General features: G+C 65.6%; 13 protein-coding genes. 2 read left to right on the top strand and 11 right to left on the bottom strand.

Translation table 11 applies throughout. From position 1 onward, the window contains the following. A partial coding sequence (locus MSG32_RS00385) for a hypothetical protein (protein WP_248376878.1) occupies positions 1–227 on the top strand: 227 nt, incomplete at its 5' end. 59 nt (positions 228–286) lie between these two features. Here MSG32_RS00385 and MSG32_RS00380 read toward each other — a convergent pair. From MSG32_RS00380 to MSG32_RS00340, 9 genes are all read right to left on the bottom strand, one after another. Next, on the bottom strand, positions 287–1177 hold the full coding sequence (locus MSG32_RS00380) for a universal stress protein (protein ID WP_248376876.1): 891 nt from the start codon (positions 1175–1177) through the stop codon (positions 287–289). 179 nt (positions 1178–1356) lie between these two features. Further along, entirely contained in the window at positions 1357–2844 is a 1488-nt protein-coding gene (locus MSG32_RS00375) for a SulP family inorganic anion transporter (RefSeq protein WP_054555610.1), read from the bottom strand. A 264-nt stretch (positions 2845–3108) separates the two neighbouring features. Beyond that, complete coding sequence (locus tag MSG32_RS00370; protein ID WP_248376874.1) at positions 3109–4164, bottom strand: DMT family transporter; 1056 nt, start codon at positions 4162–4164, stop codon at positions 3109–3111. A gap of 6 nt (positions 4165–4170) precedes the next feature. Then, positions 4171–5031: an HAD-IB family hydrolase gene (locus MSG32_RS00365; RefSeq protein ID WP_248376872.1), complete on the bottom strand. Its 861-nt coding sequence runs from the start codon at positions 5029–5031 to the stop codon at positions 4171–4173. A gap of 134 nt (positions 5032–5165) precedes the next feature. Beyond that, positions 5166–6194 carry a cyclodeaminase gene (locus tag MSG32_RS00360; RefSeq protein ID WP_248376871.1) on the bottom strand — a complete coding sequence of 343 codons (1029 nt, stop codon included), beginning with the start codon at positions 6192–6194 and terminating at the stop codon, positions 5166–5168. A 57-nt stretch (positions 6195–6251) separates the two neighbouring features. Then, positions 6252–7361 (bottom strand): pyridoxal-phosphate dependent enzyme, encoded by a 1110-nt coding sequence (locus MSG32_RS00355; protein ID WP_248376870.1) that lies wholly within the window; start codon positions 7359–7361, stop codon positions 6252–6254. A gap of 3 nt (positions 7362–7364) precedes the next feature. Beyond that, positions 7365–8825: an aminotransferase gene (locus tag MSG32_RS00350; RefSeq protein WP_248376868.1), complete on the bottom strand. Its 1461-nt coding sequence runs from the start codon at positions 8823–8825 to the stop codon at positions 7365–7367. A 96-nt stretch (positions 8826–8921) separates the two neighbouring features. Then, positions 8922–10475 (bottom strand): NAD-dependent succinate-semialdehyde dehydrogenase, encoded by a 1554-nt coding sequence (locus tag MSG32_RS00345; protein WP_248376867.1) that lies wholly within the window; start codon positions 10473–10475, stop codon positions 8922–8924. Between the two features lie 252 nt (positions 10476–10727). Then, on the bottom strand, positions 10728–11276 hold the full coding sequence (locus MSG32_RS00340; RefSeq protein ID WP_043331576.1) for a hemerythrin domain-containing protein: 549 nt from the start codon (positions 11274–11276) through the stop codon (positions 10728–10730). A 312-nt stretch (positions 11277–11588) separates the two neighbouring features. Here MSG32_RS00340 and MSG32_RS00335 point away from each other — a divergent pair, with 312 nt between their 5' ends. Further along, positions 11589–12956, top strand: a complete 1368-nt coding sequence (locus tag MSG32_RS00335; protein WP_153636423.1) for a replication-associated recombination protein A — start codon at positions 11589–11591, stop codon at positions 12954–12956. A 131-nt stretch (positions 12957–13087) separates the two neighbouring features. On the opposite strand, the gene lolA is transcribed toward MSG32_RS00335, so the two are convergent. Next, the gene (gene lolA / locus MSG32_RS00330; protein WP_054555615.1) at positions 13088–13756 is read right to left on the bottom strand and encodes an outer membrane lipoprotein chaperone LolA; all 669 of its coding nucleotides are present in this window, start codon (positions 13754–13756) and stop codon (positions 13088–13090) included. A 193-nt stretch (positions 13757–13949) separates the two neighbouring features. Next, on the bottom strand, positions 13950–18038 hold the full coding sequence (locus MSG32_RS00325) for a DNA translocase FtsK 4TM domain-containing protein (RefSeq protein WP_248376865.1): 4089 nt from the start codon (positions 18036–18038) through the stop codon (positions 13950–13952). Between the last annotated feature and the right edge of the window lie 140 nt (positions 18039–18178).

Genomic DNA, 18178 nt, shown 5'->3' with positions numbered 1-18178 from the left:
TGGTGGCTCTTGTGGTGGCTCTTGTGGTGGCTCTTGTGGTGGCTCTTGTGGTGGCTCTTGTGGTGGCTCTTGTGGTGGCTCTTGTGGTGACACCTGTTGTTTCACGCGTGCTGCTGGCGATGCAGGAAAACGTGCGTGAACTCAAGACTGCCGGTATACGAAGACACCCGCCAGACAGCAAGACGCCGCGCCCAAGAGATTACGGAAGCGCGGCGTCACGGCAATGATGGAACAGCTCGCTCATCAGCCAATGCTCAGAGAGCCGCCTGAGCGACTCAGACACGGCTCAGCGCAGGATCAGCAGCGGCACCGTGGCGTTGCGAATCATCTCGGTGGTGGTGCTGCCGACCAGCAGCTGACGGATGCGCGAGTGGCCATAGGCGCCCATCACCAGCATGTCGATGGCGTGCTCCTTGGCATATTCGCGCAGGCAGGCTTCCACCTCCCCTGCTCTGAAGCTTGCCTGCACGCTGAAACCTGCCGCGGTGAGGGTGTCGCGCGCGGCGTCCAGCGGGGCCTGATGTTCCACCGACTCCGCGCCGACCATCACCAGATGCAGCTCCGCGCCTTGCAGCAGCGGGCTTGCCGCCAATACCTCGACGGCGCGCTTGATGGTGGTGCTGCAATCGAAGGCGATCAGCACCCGCGTCGGCTGATTGAACTCGCCCGGCACCACCAGCACCGGACGATGCAGGCTGCGAATCACGCGCTCCAGATTGCTGCCCAGGTGCTCGCTGGCCTGCTCCGCCCCTTCGCCGCGCTTGCCGATCACCAGCAGACGAATCTCGTCTTCCAGCTCCGCGAGGGTCTCGACCAGCTCGCCATTGCGCTGGCGTGGGCGCGGCTCCGCGATACCCGCCTGCACGGCGCGCTCGTAGGCGGCCTCCAGCATCAAACGGCCCTGCTCCTGGGCGATACGCCCGCGTTGCTCATCCAGGGTGGCGAGTTCTTCCAGCAGGTGCTCGCGCGCGCCGAGCCCGATGCTGCCGGAGAGATCACTGTTGGTCTCGCCCGCCCCTTCCTGGCGGTCGATCACATGCAGGAAGCTCAGCGGCGCCGAGAGACGTTGGCTTGCCCATACGGCGGCATCACACACGGAGACGGCAAAGGCGGAGCCGTCAATGCAGGCGGTGACCTTGTCATGGCCTGTCAGGGCACTGGCAGAGGATTGGCTCATGGCGTGCTTCCTTATGCTGACGATCAAGGTGGCGCTTCAGGCGCCTGTTTCGAGATTACCACTTTCCGACCCCACCAACGCAAACGGCGGGCAGCCCATGAAGGACTGCCCGCCGTCTTTACGCATCAATCACGCTACTGGCGCCGCCGCCCTCGTTCAGGCGGGTGGCGCCAATGGGATCAATGCCCCATCAGCTTCTCGACCGCATCCGGCTTGTCATGCACCGCGAAGCGATCCACCAGCGTGGCGCTGGCTTCGTTGAGGCCACGCACCTCGACCTCGGTACCCTCGCGGCGGAACTTGACCACCACGGTGTCCAGCGCGCCGATGGCGGTGATGTCCCAGAAGTGCGCACGGCTGACGTCGATGACGACACGCTCGACGGTCTCCTTGAGGTCAAAACCGGCCTGGAACTGCTCGCTGGAGGCGAAGAACACCTGACCGACCACGCGGTATTCGCGAGTACGGCCATCGGCATTCATGTCGCTGCCGATGTGCAGCACCTGACCGATCTTGTTGGCGAAGAACAGCGCCGAGAGCAGCACGCCGACCAGCACGCCGATCGCCAGGTTGTGGGTCGCGACCACGACGGCCACGGTGCCCAGCATGACGATGTTGGTGGACATCGGGTGGGTCTTGAGGTCACGGATCGACTGCCAGGAGAAGGTGCCGATGGAGACCATGATCATCACCGCGACCAGTGCGGCCATCGGGATCTGCGAGACCCACGGGCCGAGGAACACGACCAGGATCAGCAGCACGACACCCGCCACCATGGTGGAGAGACGCGTACGACCGCCGGACTTCACGTTGATCATCGTCTGGCCGATCATCGCGCAACCCGCCATGCCGCCGAGGAAGCCGGTGACGACGTTGGCTGCGCCCTGGCCCTTGCACTCACGGTTCTTGTCGGACGGCGTATCGGTCAGGTCATCGACCAGGGTGGCCGTCATCAGGGATTCCAGCAGACCCACGACCGCCAGCGGCAGCGAGTACGGCAGGATGATCCACAGGGTTTCCAGATTGAAGGGGATGTCCGGAATCAGGAACACCGGCAGGCTGTCCGGCAGCTCGCCCATGTCGCCGACGGTGCGGATATCCAGACCGACGACCATCGCGAAGATGGTCAGCACGATGATGCAGACCAGCGGCGACGGCAGCAGCTTGCCGACCTTCGGCACCAGCGGCAGCAGGTAGATGATGCCGAGACCGGCCGCCGTCATGGCGTAGACGTGCCAGGTGACGTTGGTCAGCTCCGGCAGCTGGGCCATGAAGATCAGGATCGCCAGCGCATTCACGAAGCCGGTGACCACCGAGCGCGACACGAAGCGCATCAGCGAGCCGAGCTTGAAGTAGCCGAAGATGATCTGGATCACGCCGGTCAGCACGGTGGCGGCCAGCAGGTATTCCAGGCCGTGGTCCTTGACCAGGTCGACCATCAGCAGTGCCATGGCACCGGTGGCAGCGGAGATCATGCCCGGACGGCCACCGGCGATGGCGGTCACCACGGCGATGGAGAAGGAGGCATACAGGCCGACCTTGGGGTCGACACCGGCAATGATGGAGAAGGCGATGGCTTCGGGGATCAGGGCCAACGCCACCACCAGGCCGGACAGGATGTCGGGCCGGAGGTTGGAGAGCCACTGCTGTTTGAGGCTGCTTGTCATCGAGTCGTCCGCAACAGGTTGGGGAAGGTGGTGTGCGTGCTGAATCCTGGCGCTGTCGAGTCAGTCTGGCGTACGGTTGTTGCAATCTTCATCACTGCCGTCAGGGGCAGTGCCGCTCGCGCCTGGCTCGCGTCGTGAAGTCGCCGTCGTTTCCGGTCGCCCTGTGGCTTTCTTCGCGCCATGAGCTATTCGCTCCGGTCGCCGTGAGGCGTCCAGAGGGCTGTCATTTGACAGTGAATAAACTCGGGGATGGGCGGGATTGTATCAGCTGCCGCCCGCAGACGCATCCGCAGAAGGCGTACGCGTGGCCTGCAGGTGACGCAGACGGCGGTCGATCAGACTCTTGATCAGCATCGCGCCCAGCACCATGGCGCCGCCTACCCAGCCGCGCAGGGTCAGCGACTCGTCCAGCACCCACCACACCCACAGGATGCCGAACACGCTTTCCAGCAGCATCAGCAGCGCCACCTCGGCGGACGGCAGATACAGCGGACCACGCTGGATCAGCGTGAAGCCCAGCGGCGAAAGCACCAGACACAGTAGCACCAGCCAGCCGGCGCGCTGGGCGAAATCAGCGCTGTGCGAGGGCCACAGCTGGGTGAGCACGCTCTCGAGGCCCTCTGCTGCACCCTCGCCTACCCCTACCCCAGAGACTGCCAACCATATGCAGGCCAGCAGGCCGCACAGCGCGGTCAGCAGTCCCGACAGTGTCAGCATCGGGCTCATGTCGAGGCCCGGGCGCGTGCGGCACAGCGTGAAGTTGCCCGCCAGTGACAGGCTGCAGCCCAGCGCGAGCAGATTGCCGGTCAGCGAGCCGCTGCCCGCCTCGTCCATCACCAGCAGCGTGATGCCCGCCAGCGAGACCAGAATCGCGCCCCACACATGGCGCGGCTGGCGCTCGCCCAGCCATAGCCGCGACATCAGCGCCGCGAACAGCGGACTGGCGGCGAGGATGATCAGCACATTGCCGGCGCGGGTGTATTGATTGGCGAGCACGAAGCCCAACGTGGAGCCGGTGAACAGCAGCGCGACCCACAGTCCCGTGCGCCCGCAGCCACGCATGCGCGCCAGCGCACTGGCGAAGCGCTGGGCAGGCCCGCCGCGCTGGGTGAGCAGCAGAATCAGCGCGAAGCCGATGGCCGTCAGCAGGCCGCGCCAGAACACCAGCGGACCATCGGCGACATCGGCGAGACGCAGCAACAGCGCATCCGGCGAGATCAGCAATACGCCCAGCGCCGTCAGCGCGACGCCGCGCGCCTGCAGGGCTCTGGCATCCGGGCTGTGATCGCGGGAAAGGTGGGAGTCAGTCGACGGCTGCATGCACGCTCAGTCCGATTCGATGGACAGGTGCGACTGGCGCCAGTCGACCACCGGCCAGCCACGCGCTTCGGCGAACTGGCGCAGCGGCGCATCCGGCTGGGTGGCGTGGGGATGATCGACTCGCTCGAGCAGCGGCAGGTCGTTGTGGGAATCGGAGTAGCCCCACAGTGCCTGCGGCGCACGCTTGAGCTGGCTGGCATCTTCCAGCCAGGCATCCAGCGCCGCCAGCTTGCCTTCGCGGAAGGTGACGATGCCGGTGGTCTCACCGGTGAAGCAGCCCTGATCATCGAAGGCAGGATGGGTGGCCAGCGCGCCATCGGCGGTCAGGCGACTGGCGATGGGGCCGACAAGATGATGCATGGAGGCGGAGATGATCAGGGTGCGATGGCCCGCCTCGCCGTGTTCGGCCAGCCGCGCGATGCCGCCTTCCAGCAGGCGCGGCATCACCATTTCTTCCACGAAATCATCGACTTCACGACGCACCTCATCGCGATGCCGCCCGATGAGCGGGCTGAGCAGATGGCCCGTGTGCTCGTGGATGTCCAGGGTGCCGGCGTGATACTCGCTCTGGTGGCGCTCGCCGATGGCCATGAAGGCATCGACATCCTCGATCCAGCCACAGGCGGCCATCCAGCGCATCCACATGCCGGTGCAGTCGCCATCGAGCAGGGTATCGTCGAGATCGAACACCGCCAGCGGGGAATCCAGCTGGCAGAAATGGCGCAGATACCCCTCACCCGGCGGGGATAGCGGTGGCAGCAGCGTCACGGCATCGCAGTCGGCACAGAGATCCGCCAGCGGTGAGCGGCGGACCTCTACCCCGGGGGCAGCATTGAGGGCGCGCGGCGCAGCAGAGGGTGAGGGCATGGTTCGAGTCACGACAGGCTCCGAGTGGACGAGGGAGTCAACGGCTTCCTGCCGTTACTGCGTGACCCTCGCATGCGGCGCCACGCTGGGCAAGTCCGTCGCACCTTCATGACCCGCTGTCGCTGCGCGCGGCACTAGCGCTGGGCGAGTCGAGCCAGCGCCAGACTGGCAATCGCGGTGTCCTGCACGCCGGTGCCGGTAAGGTCTGCCACCGTGATGAGAGTATCAGTGGCGGTATCGGTCTGTTCACCGCTGTTCTGGTCACCGCTGTTCTGGTCACCGTCACGCAGACGACGCCCATCGGCCAGCAGCTTGCCCAGCTCGTAGACCTCGCATGCCTTGGCCTGGTCTTCATCCAGCCCCTTCAGCTCGCCATTGATTTCCGACTGGGCGCGGCTGTCACACACGAAGTAGTCGCAATCGGTCAGCACATCGGCTTCCAGTTCGCGCTTCTCGGGGCTGTCGGAGCCCATCGCGGTGACATGCACGCCTTCCGGCAGCATCGAGTATTCCAGCAGCGGCGTGTGGGACGGCGTGGCGGTAATGATGATATCGGCGTTCTGACACACCGCATGCAGGCTGTCATGGCTGCGCACGGTGAGCCCCAGGCGCTGCTCGGTGTCGCGTGCGAAGCGCTCGCCGCGCTCCTTGTCGCGTGCCCAGACATCGACACTCTCGATGTCGCGCACCAGCCGCAGCGCTTCCAGCTGCAGGCTCGCCTGCTCGCCCGCGCCGATCAGCGCGACGCGCTTGCTGTCGGGGCGTGACAGGGCCTCTGCGGCAACGGCACCGGCCAGCGCGGTACGAATGGCGGTGAGATAGCCACCGTCATCCAGCAGGGCCTTGGCCAGCCCCGTCTCGGCGGAGAACACCACCATCAGGCCATTGAGGCTTGGCAGGCCGCGGGCGGGATTGTTGAAGAAGCCGGGGCTGATCTTGATCGCGAAGTGCTTGAGCCCCTGGATGTGGGCGGTCTTGACGTCCACCTCGCCGTTGGCCTCCTCGATGGCCATCGACAGGATCGGCGGCTGCACCACCTTGCCTTGGCCCAGCGCGATGAAGGCATCGCGAATGGTGCCCAGTGCCGTGGCGTCCAGCCCCACGACCTGCTCGATCTGTTCACGGGAATACGTCTGCATGCTTTCTTGAGTCGGTTCCGTCATGCGCCCTCCTCCTGGTGTGCCGTCATCTGTCTCACGCTGTGAGCCATGGGCGAAAAATCACTGCTGAGCGTCCGCCAGCAGCGCTCGGGCCTGATCGAAGGTTTCCAGACTGACCCCATTGCCGCTGATGATCAGCGCGACACGCTGGCCGCGGATCGACTCGGCCAGCGCCGGGTCGGTCTCGCCCAGCCGCGAGGCCTCGAGTGCGGCAAGCCCGACCACGGCGGCGCCCTCGACCAGCAGCTTCTCCTCTTCCAGCAGCATCAGCATGGCGCGAGCGATGGCGCGCTCGCTGGCCTGATGGTGTTCATCCATCACGCGGCGCACCAGCGGCAGCGTGGTGTGATTGCCAAGCCCGATGCCGCCGCCCAGCGAATCGGCGAGGCTGGCGACCTCTTCCACCTCCACCGGTGTGCCTGCCTGCAGGCTGTGCCACATGGCTGCGCCTTCGGTGAGGCTGACGCCATGCACCTGCGTCTCGGGGCGAATCGCCTTGAGCGCTGCCCCGATGCCGCCGAGCAGGCCGCCGCCGGACAGTCCGATCAGTACCTGATCGAGCTGCGGGCAATCCTCCATCAACTCAAGCCCGATGGTGCCCTGACCGGCCGCGATCAGCGGGTCATCGAAGGGTGGCACCGCCAGCATGCCCTCCTCCTCGACCAGCCGATTGACCTCGTGGAAGGCCTCGTCCTGGCTGCGCCCGACCCGGCGCACCTCGACACTGCCGCCAGTGGCACCGCCCAGCTCACCCAGCGCCTCGATGGCACGCACCTTGTTGGCGGGCACCTGCTCGGAGAGACAGATGACCGCCCTCAGGCCACGGCGCATCGCGGCGTAGGCCAGCGCGCGACCATGGTTGCCGGTGGAGGCGGTGGTCACGCCGCGCTGGAGGCGCTCGTAGGCCTCCCCGGCGGCCTGCTCCGCCACGGCAGCCAGCAGATTACTGGCCCCGCGCAGCTTGAAGGCGCCGGTGGGCTGGCGGGTCTCCAGCTTGAGCAGAATCTCGGCATCGAAGCGTCGCGACAGCGCCGGTGAAGGCACCAGCGCCGTGCGTTCGACACCCGTGGCCATCGATGAATGAAACAGCCGCTGGCGCGCGGCATGGATATCGGCCAGCGCCAGCGGCGTTTCCCGTGTGCTCTTGAGCGGGGGTAAGGTCAATGCCATGGCCTACTGATCACCAGACGTGAGATCGCCATTGTCGACAAGCTCCTGATGCACCTTGTCCACGGCGCGACGCGCGCGGGCGACGATGTCATCGATTTCCTCAGGCGTGACCACCAGCGGCGGCGCGAAGCCGAGGATGTCGCCCTGCGGCATGGCGCGAGCGACCAGGCCTTCCTCGAGGGCTGCCGCGGAGATGCGCGGGCCGACCTTGAGCGCTGAGTCGAACGCCTTGCGCTGTGACGGCTGCGGCGAGAACTCCAGCGCCGCCAGCAGGCCGATGCCACGCACATTGCCGACGATGGGGTGATCGGCGAAAGCCTCCTGCATGGCGTTCTGCAGATAGGCGCCGGTATCACGGGCGTTGTCGACCAGGCCCTCGCGACGGATGATCTCCAGGTTGGCAACACCGGCGGCGGCGCCCAGCGCATGCCCGGAGTAGGTCCAGCCGTGGCCGATGGGGCCGAATTCGCCGGTGCCCTGCTCCAGCACCTTCCACACGCGGTCGCCGACGATGACCCCGGACAGCGGCTGATAGGCGCTGGTCAGGCCCTTGGCGATGGTGACCAGGTCCGGCTTGATGCCGAAGTGCTGGTAGCCGAACTGGCTGCCGATGCGCCCGAAGCCGCACACCACCTCATCGCAGATCAACAGGATGTCGTGGCGCTTGAGCACGGCCTGGATGGCCTCCCAGTAGCCCTCCGGCGGCGGCACGATGCCACCGGTGCCCAGCACCGGCTCGCCGATGAAGGCGCCGACGGTCTCCGGCCCTTCGGCCTGAATCATCGCCTCGAGCTTCTCGGCGCACCAGGTGGAGAATTCACGCTCGCTCATCTCGGCGCACTCGGCGGGACGGCGATAGTAGTCCGGCGCCTCGGTGTGCAGGATGCCGGGAATCGGCAGATCGAAGTGATCATGGAAGGCCGCCAGCCCGGTCAGCGAGCCTGAGGCGATGCCGGAGCCGTGATAGCCGCGCCAGCGCGAGATGACCTTCTTCTTCTCCGGCTTGCCGATCACGTTGTGGTAATAGCGCACCAGCTTGAGCTGGGTCTCGTTGGCATCACTGCCGGACATGCCGTAATAGACCCTGGACATCTCGGGGCCGGCCAGTTCGAGAATCTTCTCGGACAGCGCGATCTGCGGCTCGTTCGAGTGGCCGACATAGGTGTGGTAGTAGCTGAGCTTGAGGGCCTGCTCGTGGATGGCATCGGCGACTTCCGTGCGCCCGTAACCGATGTTGACGCAGTAGAGGCCGGCGAAGCCATCGATCAGCTCGCGCCCGTCACGCTCACGGATGCGGATGCCTTCGCCACCGGTGATCACGCGGCCCGGTGCATCACCCTGGGCGTAATCGCGCAGGTGGGTCGAGGCATGGAAGGTGACCTTGCGATCACGGCGAATCAGCTCATCGGTCGAGGTCGCGTCGTCGAAGCTGGCGGCCTGACTCAGGGTGTTATCGGTGCTCATGTGACTCTCCGAATGCTCAACTAGGGGCGATCGACCGGCGGTGCTCAATGGCCACCGGTCGCCATGATCGACATGTGACAGTGAAGGATGTCCGTCTCAACTTCCGGAGGCGCTTTCCAGTCCACCCAGACAGTAGTACTTGATATCGAGATATTCCTCGAGCCCCTGACGCCCACCTTCACGACCCAGGCCAGATTGCTTGACGCCGCCGAAGGGAATCGGCGCGCCGGTCATCTTGACGGAATTGACCGAGACCATGCCGAAGCGCAGGCCACGCATCAGTTGCCAGATGCGGCGCACATCGTGGGTATAGACGTAGGCGGCGAGGCCGTATTCGGTGTCGTTGGCCATCGCGATCACCTCTTCCTCGTCGTGCCAGGCGGTGATGCCGGCCACCGGCGAGAAGGTTTCCTCGCGCCAGACGCGCATGTCCGGCGTGATGTCGGCCAGCAGCACCGGCATGAAGAAGTTGGGGCCCGGCGCCATGCTCTGGTCGCCGTGGATCAGCCGCGCGCCACGCTCGACGGCGTCATCGACGATGGTCTGCGCCTTGGCGACGGCGTCGCGGTGGATCAGCGGGCCAAGATCGATCCCCTTCACCTGGCCATTGCCGACCTTGAGCTGCTTCATGATGCGTGAGAAGTGGCTCAGGAAGTCCTCGTAGAGGCTGTCGTGGACCAGGATACGGTCGGCCGCGAGGCAGTCCTGACCGGAGGTCTGGAACTTGGCATCGACGGCGGCGCGCGCAGCCTCTTCGGGGTCCATGTCCGGCCCGACGATGAAGGGCGCATTGCCGCCCAGTTCCAGCGAGACGCGCTTGACGCTGTCGGCGCACTGTTTCAGCAGCAGACGCCCGACCCGGGTGGAGCCGGTGAATGACAGCCCGGCGACGCGCGGATCGTCACACAGCTGCCTGGAGACCTCGGAGGCCTCGCCGGTGATGACGCTGAAGACACCGGCGGGAATGCCGGCACGCTCGGCCAGCTCCGCCAGCGCCAGCGCCGAGAACGGCGTCTCGCCGGCCGGCTTGACCAGCACCGTGCAGCCTGCCGCCAGCGCGGCCGCGGCCTTGCGGGTGATCATCGCCAGCGGGAAGTTCCATGGCGTGATCAGCGCCGCGACACCGATAGGCTCACGCACGGTGCCCAGCGCGGCATTCGGGATATGGCTGGGAATGGTCTCGCCGAAGGCACGATTGCCCTCCTCGGCGAACCAGTGTACGAAGCTGGCACCGTATTCCACCTCGCCACGCCCATCGTCCAGCGACTTGCCCTGCTCACGCGTCATCAGCATGGCCAGGTCTTCCTTGTGGGCGCGGATGAGGTCGTACCAGGCATCCAGCAGCTCGCCGCGCTGGTCGACGCGCAGCTTGCGCCATTCACGCTGGGCCTCATCGGCAGTGGCGATGGCGGCGTCGATCTGCGCCTCCTCGAGCCACGGCACCTGGCCGAGACGCTCGCCGGTGGCGGGGTCGAAGACCGCCTCCTCGCGTCCGCCTTCACCATGCACCCAGCAGCCATTCACGTAGGCGAGCTGGCGAAACAGGCGCGGATCTTCCAGGGCAATGCCTTGGCTGGCGAACTGGGCGGGCTCGGACGTCGCTCCGTCCTGGGAAGTTGCCCACTGTCGTGCAAGAGATTGAGCACTCATCGCTTGTCTCCCGGGCCGCACGGCCGTCATCTGAGAAGGCGGAACACCGCCAAAGACAACGCCCACCGAAACGCGGCGGGCGTCATGTGATGACCTCAGTGTGGGGGAGATGGGACGTGGAGACTTTCGGAATACCCGCCAACGACTTGGCGTTCTTTCTGTTGTGGCGGGCAAAGTGCGGATTCTTTCTGTGTGGCGAGTTCCTGACTAGACCGTTATAGATCAGAGCGTCACTGATCGGACCGACGTGGCTCAGGCGGTCACGACGTCACTCTCGGTCAGCTCGGCGTAGAGTTCCGGGTAGGCTTCCTGGAGGCGCTCAAGCTCGGTGCGCGCATGCGGGATGGCATCGGTCAGCTGCTGCCATTCCTCGTCACTGAGGTTGTCGCGCATCAGCGGGAACAGTTCCTGGCGCTCGGCACGCAGATAGTCACGGTGTGCCTCCACATACTCGCGCAGGTCGGCGTTGAACTGGTCCATCGGGATGATCTGGTCCATCAGGATGCTGTCGAGGTTGTCGGACAGCTTGTCCAGACGCTCGTGCAGGGTGCGATATTGCTGGATGAGGCGCTGACAGAGTGGCGCGGCGTCTTCGGAGCGTTCGCACAGCATCTGGGTGCATTGACGCTCCAGCGGAATGATGAAGCCCTGCATGTAATCGAGAATGTAATCCACCACCTCACGCATCATGCGAAAGTCGGGACGCTCACCACTGACGAGCGTCTTGTGGCGGTGCGAAAGCACGTGCAGCAGACGGGCCATGTTGGCGTGGTCCTGGCGCAGCTGAGTCACATTGGGCATGACTTCCTCCTCCTTACGGAACAGGTGGCCGATGCTGGCAGACAGCGCTGCCGCCTCGGGCATTGCTACCGAATGTAGCAATGTCGTCACCTAGAAGTGTAGGACACATCCCCCGAGCGCCAGTTAGACGTTGGGTGGGATTGCCTAAATGAGCGTGTCATGCTGTCAGGAAAACATGACAGTCTGGTGCAATGCCACGCGCGGCCTGAGGCCGCTGACTGACCGTGCCGCCCCTGCTGATTTGTACAGTCCTGCAGGATCGGCCATGATGAGCGCAATACTGCCCCACGCCTGCCGGAGCCAGACTCGCCGATGGATCTTTTTGCCGATACCGCCTCGAATTCCCATGCGCCACTGGCCTTCCGCATGCGTCCCCGCACCCTGGATGACTACATCGGACAGACAGCGTTGGTCGGGCCTGACATGCCGCTGCGCCAGATGGTGGCCTCCGGCGTGGTGCGCTCGATGATCCTGTGGGGGCCGCCGGGGGTCGGCAAGACGACGCTGGCCGAGATTCTCGCCAAGGGCTGTGATGCCCATCTGGAGCAGCTCTCGGCGGTGATGGCCGGCGTCAAGGACATCCGCGAGGTGGTGGAGCGCGCCAGACACTTCCAGGCCAGCGATCGCCAGACGGTGATGTTTCTCGATGAGATCCACCGCCTCAACAAGAGCCAGCAGGATGCCCTGTTGCCGCATGTGGAATCCGGCCTGCTGACGCTGATCGGCGCGACCACCGAGAACCCGTCCTTCGAGGTCAACTCGGCCCTGCTGTCACGGGCGCGGGTCTATGTGCTCAAGGCCCTGGAGACGGACGACCTGATCGAGGTACTGACGCGCGCCCTGCAGGATGAGGTCAACGGCCTCGGCAAGCGTCATATCGAAGCCAGCCGCGAGACGCTGACCCGCATCGCGCGCTCGGCCTCCGGCGATGCACGCCGCGCCCTCGGCCTGCTGGAGACCGCCTGTGACTTCGTGCGTCGTGAGCCAGACGCCCAGGGGGGAACGCGCGAGATACTCGAGGACAGCTCGCTGGAGGCCGTGCTGGGCCATCAGGCCTCCAGCTTCGACAAGCAGGGCGATGACTATTACGACCTGCTGTCGGCGATCCACAAGTCGATACGCTCCTCGCGGCCCGACGCGGCGCTGTTGTACATGGCGCGCTTCATGGATGGCGGCGGCGACCCGCTGGATGTCGTGCGGCGCCTGACGGCGATTGCCTCCGAAGATGTCGGCAACGCCGACCCACGCGCCCTGCCGCTGACCATCGCCGCCTGGGACGCCTATCTGCGCCTCGGTGACTACGAGGGCCAGCGCGCCATCGCCCATGCGGCGATCCACCTGGCCATCGCGCCCAAGAGCAATGCCATCGAGGTGGCCTGGAAGGAAGCCAAGGCCTTCGTGCGCCAGCAGCCCCACTTCGGGGTGCCGGTCTACCTGCGCAATGCCCCGACCACGCTGATGAAGGAGCTTGGCATGGGCGAAGGCTATCGCTATGCCCACAACGAGCCCAATGGCTATCCGGCCGGCCGCTCTCACGATGCCTGGCCAGAAGAGCTGCCGACCCAGCAGTTCTACCGCCCGACCCAGCATGGTGGCGAGAAGCGCTTCGCCGAGATTGAGCGCTGGCGCCGCGAGCAGGACGCCGCCGCAGACCGTGGCGAGACGCCCGGACAGAGCTGATCAGCGGCGAATCCTGCGCGCACATGGCTGCCAAGTCGCGACTGGCACAGACAAGAACGCCCGGACCAGATGGTCCGGGCGTTCTTGTTTGGTCAAGCGTATTCAGGATTTGCGCGGCACCTTGGGCGTGATCACTGCTCGCGAATGACGTCGGCGCCTTGCGGGATCTGGAACACGAAACGGCTATCCTGCAGCGACGGGTTGTACTGCACGTTGCTGAAGTCGATCGCCGTACGCTGGCCGGTGGAATCCGCCATCTGCAGCATGTCGAGCTGCTCGCTGTCGAAGGTCAGCTTGAGGCTTTCGAACAGCGTATCGGCCTGTTTTGGCGTCAGCGTGAAGGTCTCACGCGCGCCCTGCTGCTGACGCTTGACCGCATAGTTGGCGGTCAGCTCGCTGGCACGACCGGACAGCAACAGCGCCGGCGTGTGGGTGACGCGCTCATCCAGCGGCTGCACGGTGACCTGCTCCAGGTCCGGATCATGCAGATAGACTTCCTTGCCATCCGACACCACTTCCTGACGGTACGGCGCATCGACACTCCAGCGGAACTTGCCCGGGCGCGACAGCCACATCTTGCCCTTGGCTTCCTGCAGACGCTGACCGGAGGCATCGAGGATCTGCTGATCGAAGTCGGCAGCGTAGGTCTTGAGCGGCTCCAGCAGGCGCGACAGGCGATCGCCTGCCGATTCCTCGGCGTGCGCTGGCAGAGCGGCCATGCCCAACATCAGCGCGGCGCCCAGCCCCTTGGCCAGACGAGCGGTCAACGAAGAAGCGAAAGAACGGGACAATGTCTTCATGAAACTCCTTGCGATGAGGAAGACCAGTGGCAAGCCTCGGCACCGAGGCCCTGCAGCTGACCATCATCATTTCAGCGATTCGGGATGATTGCTGCCAACAGCCTGCTGGCAGTGATCTGTTATCTGACGTCTTTGACACGAAGGGGAGCAAAAAGCTCCCCTTCGTGTGTTTCAGCGACCAGGCCTGCGGCGACTAGCCGCTGTGGTTGGGCGCTATCACTTCCCGCGAGCCGTTGGTGCCCATCGCGGAGACGACGCCCGCCATCTCCATCGCCTCGACCAGACGCGCGGCGCGGTTGTACCCGATCTTGAAGCGACGCTGTACGGCAGAGATGGAGGCACGACGCGACTCGACCACATAGGCCACGGCCTCATCGTAGAGCGCATCCTGCTCGGCATCGCTGTCCTCGCCTTCGGCCTCGAGACCGGCCAGCGCATCGGCCTGCACGCCACCGGTGAGGATCTCCTCGATGTACTCCGGCGAGCCGCGACGCTTCCAGTCATCGACCACACGGTGAACCTCGTCATCATCGACGAAGGCACCGTGAACGCGCGTCGGCATGCCGGCACCGGCCGGCAGGTAGAGCATGTCACCGTGACCCAGCAGGTCCTCGGCGCCGCCCTGATCGAGGATGGTGCGCGAGTCGATCTTGGAGGAGACCTGGAAGGCCATGCGCGTCGGGATATTGGCCTTGATCAGGCCGGTCACCACGTCCACCGACGGACGCTGGGTGGCCAGAATCAGGTGAATCCCCGCGGCACGCGCCTTCTGGGCCAGACGTGCGATCAGCTCCTCGACCTTCTTGCCGACGATCATGAACATGTCGGCAAACTCGTCGATCACCACCACGATGTAGGGCAGCTTGGCGAGCACCGGCGGATGCTGGTGCATCTCCCAGGGCTGCGGCTCCCACAGCGGGTCAGCGATCTGGGCCCCATGTGCCTCGGCTTCATCGATCTTGGCATTGAAGCCGGCCAGGTTGCGCACGCCCATGGCGGCCATCAGCTTGTAGCGACGCTCCATCTCGGCGACACACCAGCGCAGAGCGTTGGCGGCCTCCTTCATGTCGGTCACCACCGGCGCCAGCAGGTGCGGAATGCCGTCATAGACCGACAGCTCCAGCATCTTGGGGTCGACCATGATCATGCGCACTTCGTCCGGCGTGGCCTTGAGCAGCATCGAGATCAGCATCGAGTTGATGCCGACTGACTTGCCCGAACCGGTGGTACCGGCGACCAGCAGGTGTGGCATCTTGCCGAGGTTGGCCACGACAGGGGCGCCACCGATGTCCTGCCCCAGCGCCAGGGTGACCGGAGATTCCGCCAGCTGATAGGCATCGGAATCGAACACTTCACGCAGGCGAATCATGGCGCGGTTGGGGTTGGGAATCTCGATGCCGACCGTCGGACGGCCCGGAATCACCTCGACCACACGCACGCTCTTGACCAGCAGTGAACGCGCCAGGTCCGTCGACAGGTTGGAGATCTTGGACGCCTTGACGCCCGGCGCCGGCTGAATCTCGAAGCGCGTGATGACCGGCCCCGGCCAGACATCCGCCACCTCGGCCTTGACGCCATACTCGCGCAGACGCACCACCAGCAGCTCGGCCATCTGGTCGAGCTCTTCTTCGCTGTAGTTGGGCTTCTGGGCGTCCGGCGGCGTCAGCAGACTCAGCTGCGGCAGGTCCCCTTCCGGCTCGTCCTCGTGATCGGCGCCTTCATGGCGCTGACTCTGCATGTGCTCCACGGTCCACAGGGTCGGGCCGGAGGGATCACTGGCAGCCGCCTGCGCATCCTCCGCCGTCGCCAGACGACCACCGCCCGGCACCATGCCTGACTCATCGCCGTCATAGGCCCAGGACGGGCGCTCGGCCGGTGCGGGGGTCGCTTCCGGCGTGGCTGTCGGTGCCTCGAAAGGCGGCACATGCTCGGCCTGAGGCGCGACGGAATCGGGCTCCGCTGGCGCGACCGGCTCGGCCGGTTGATGAGGCGCTGCAGGCTGACGCGGCTCAGGGGCATGCTGCTGCGGCGTGGCAGACGGGCTGCTCGGCGCCGCAGGCGCGTCTGCCTGTGTCGGCGCGTTGCCCGCCGGCTGCTCGAAGGCATCATCCCAGGAGACGACCGCCTTGCGAGCGGGAGCCTCGGAAGAGACCGCCGCGACACCGGCCGCCATCACACCCGCACCGGCAGCCAGCCCTGCGGCCGTGGCGAATTGACCACCATTGCCGGGCAGGGGCGCATCATCGTCGTCCCTGGGCTCCGGCGGCTGATTGCGGCTATCCGGTGCGGCATCGCTGCGCTCGCGCGCAAGTTGCGCGTCGCGCTCACGCTGTGCCTCTTTCTCAAGCTGCGCCTGCTGCTCGAGCTGTGCCTGCTTTTCAAGCTGTGCTTGACGTTCTGCCGCTTGCTGCTCGGCTGCACGCTGCGCTTTCTGTTCTGCTTCGCGCTGCGCCTCCTGCTCTGCCAGACGTTGCGCTTCCTGATCAGCCAAGCGCTGCGCTTCCTGCTCGCGAGCCAGCTCTTGAGCCTGAGCTTGTGCCTGAGACGGAGCCTTGTGAGCTTCGGCCTCGCTCTGCGCCTGAGCGTCTTGTGCCGTGTCGTGACGGGCGGTCTCATGACGAGCCGTGTCGTGACGAGCGGTCGGCGCAAAGGCTGAGGCGGCGTCCCAGGCAGCAGGGGCAGCCGTGCTGTCGGAGGCTGATGCCGTGTCTTCGACGGCAGGGCCTGGCGTCGCCGCCTTGGGAGCCTGTGTCGTGACTGAGGCGTCAGCATGACGCTGGCGCTCGGCCTCAATGGCAGCAGCTTGCGGCAGACGGGAGCGCGTGACATCGGCATGCGCGACACGCGGCGCGGAGGCGGCCTCTGCCGCCACGGCGGTCTTCAGGGCCGCGGCCAGATCAACCCCTTCGATGCTGACATTAGCGCTCTGCACCGTCATGCGCTCGGTGTAGGCAGCGCCCGGCACCTTGGCGGAGGGCGTGGTTTCAGCGGTCTGCCACGGGATATCGGTGCTGCGGTCATCCGCGAAGTCATCGCGAGCGCTGATGGCCTCGTCGGTGCTGCCATCCAGAGACGGCTCGACACGGCGCTGGCCGCGCGGCTCGGCGGCGATGCCTTCTGCCTCCTGACGGCGACCAAGCAGAATCTCGTCGCTGTCCTCGTACCACTCCTCCTCTCGGGCACGACGGCCCGGCAGCAGGCGCTGCCACCAGCTCAGTCTGGGGGCCGGGTCGCGATCCGAGTCATCCTCTTCGCCGTCCTCGTGCGTCAGCGACTCTTCGGCGTAGGCTGCCTCGTCATCGTAGCCGTCCTGGTCGTCGCGGCGGCTGTTGAAGCGCTCGGCGAACCAGCCGGACACCCTCATGCAGCCATTGCCCAGCTCATCCATGACCGTCAGCCACGACATGCCGGTAAACAACGTGAAGCCGCACAGGAAGCTGGCCATCGCGACCAGTACCGTGCCGCCCATGCCGATCAATGGCGTCAGTGCCCCGGCGATGCCCTTGCCGAGAATGCCGCCCGCGCCGTTGGTCAGCTGGCTGTCGGGGCTGTAGAACTGGATATCGCCGATGACGCAGGTCGCCATGATCAGCAGGAACAGGCCGCCAGCGCGCACCGCGATGGTCGTCGGGTCCCACACCAGCTCAGTGCTGGGCTGACGCATCAGACGCCAGGCACCGAAGCCCAGCATCGCCGGCCACCACAGGGCACTGCCGCCAAACAGCGAATACAGTACGTCTGACAGCCAGGCGCCGATGCTGCCCATCCAGTTGCTGGGCGTCAGCTCAGGGCCGCTGTAGGACCAGCCGGGGTCCGTCGGCGCATAGCTGAACAGCGCCAGCAGCATGAAGACACAGAGGCTGAGCATGAGAATGACCACGCCTTCACGGCTGACGCCCTGCAGGGTGGTGGTCAGGCGTGACGGTGGTCGCGCTGCCTTCTCCGCACGCTGCTCGGCGCGGATGGCCTGGCGTTCGGCGCGTTCGGCCTGACGCTCGGCGCGGCGCTGGGCTGCAGGGCTCTCTTCCTGCACGCGCGGCTTGTTTCTGGCCTTGGCAGCAGGCTGGCCGCTGGCGTCCTTCCTCGCGGGCTTGCCCGAGACGCGCGGCGTCTTGCGTGCCGGGCTGGACTCAGTGGCCGAAGCACCGCGCAGACGCGCGAAGAAGCCCGGCGAGTCCGCTTTCTGACGGGCACGCTTCCTGGGTGTTGCTGCCGCACGGCGGCTACGGGTTTCAGGCTTGGCCTGTTCCCGACTTGTCTTTCTGGCACTCTTGGCAGTCAAGTCGCCATCCCCCTTGCACCTTGTGGGCGATTTTCCATGTACCTTCAGCCGGTTATCATAACCATTCGATGGCAGTGACGTCATAATTGCCGATTCACGTCTGCTCATGACGCCAAGGCGCCAGGAGCCCATTGCTCCGT

It is taken from the genome of Cobetia sp. 1CM21F (assembly GCF_023161745.1).
In the GTDB taxonomy this organism is placed as follows: Bacteria; Pseudomonadota; Gammaproteobacteria; order Pseudomonadales; family Halomonadaceae; genus Cobetia; species Cobetia amphilecti.
The sequence above is the reverse complement of the archived record's forward strand: the minus strand, read 5'-3'. Positions and strand labels throughout refer to the sequence as shown.

Bases quoted from the DNA above. Each gene is read 5' to 3' on its own strand.
- MSG32_RS00370 (WP_248376874.1), bottom strand. From the start codon at position 4,164: ATGCAGCCGTCGACTGACTCCCACCTTTCCCGCGATCACAGCCCGGAT.
- MSG32_RS00375 (WP_054555610.1), bottom strand. From the start codon at position 2,844: ATGACAAGCAGCCTCAAACAGCAGTGGCTCTCCAACCTCCGGCCCGAC.
- MSG32_RS00365 (WP_248376872.1), bottom strand. From the start codon at position 5,031: ATGCCCTCACCCTCTGCTGCGCCGCGCGCCCTCAATGCTGCCCCCGGG.
- MSG32_RS00360 (WP_248376871.1), bottom strand. From the start codon at position 6,194: ATGACGGAACCGACTCAAGAAAGCATGCAGACGTATTCCCGTGAACAG.
- MSG32_RS00340 (WP_043331576.1), bottom strand. From the start codon at position 11,276: ATGCCCAATGTGACTCAGCTGCGCCAGGACCACGCCAACATGGCCCGT.
- MSG32_RS00350 (WP_248376868.1), bottom strand. From the start codon at position 8,825: ATGAGCACCGATAACACCCTGAGTCAGGCCGCCAGCTTCGACGACGCG.
- lolA (WP_054555615.1), bottom strand. From the start codon at position 13,756: ATGAAGACATTGTCCCGTTCTTTCGCTTCTTCGTTGACCGCTCGTCTG.
- MSG32_RS00380 (WP_248376876.1), bottom strand. From the start codon at position 1,177: ATGAGCCAATCCTCTGCCAGTGCCCTGACAGGCCATGACAAGGTCACC.
- MSG32_RS00345 (WP_248376867.1), bottom strand. From the start codon at position 10,475: ATGAGTGCTCAATCTCTTGCACGACAGTGGGCAACTTCCCAGGACGGA.
- MSG32_RS00335 (WP_153636423.1), top strand. From the start codon at position 11,589: ATGGATCTTTTTGCCGATACCGCCTCGAATTCCCATGCGCCACTGGCC.
- MSG32_RS00355 (WP_248376870.1), bottom strand. From the start codon at position 7,361: ATGGCATTGACCTTACCCCCGCTCAAGAGCACACGGGAAACGCCGCTG.